Source organism: Paraburkholderia sp. EG304 (genome assembly GCF_046543485.1).
Taxonomy (GTDB): domain Bacteria; phylum Pseudomonadota; class Gammaproteobacteria; order Burkholderiales; family Burkholderiaceae; genus Paraburkholderia; species Paraburkholderia youngii.
This window is the reverse complement of the sequence record NZ_JBKGUA010000448.1, coordinates 1-255: the sequence shown is the minus strand read 5'-3', so window position 1 is coordinate 255 and position 255 is coordinate 1. Positions and strand designations below refer to the sequence as shown.

Genomic DNA, 255 nt, shown 5'->3' with positions numbered 1-255 from the left:
CGCTCGAGCCAATGTATCCGGTGGTGTTCTTCGACGCGCTGCGTGTGAAGATCCGCGACGAAGGGATGGTGCGCAACAAGGCGATCTATCTGGCGCTGGGGATCCTGCCCGACGGCACGCGTGACATCCTCGGACTGTGGATCGAGAACACCGAGGGCGCGAAGTTCTGGATGAAGGTCTTCAGCGATCTGAAGACACGCGGCGTGCAGGACATCCTGATTGCCGTCACCGACGGACTGAAGGGCATGTCCGACG

At 61.2% G+C, this 255-nt stretch carries 1 protein-coding gene; it reads left to right on the top strand.

The window, feature by feature from the left end:
* Positions 1 to 255, top strand: a 255-nt coding sequence (locus ACLFKU_RS44685) for a transposase (RefSeq protein ID WP_410853511.1), incomplete at both ends; no start/stop codon positions are given.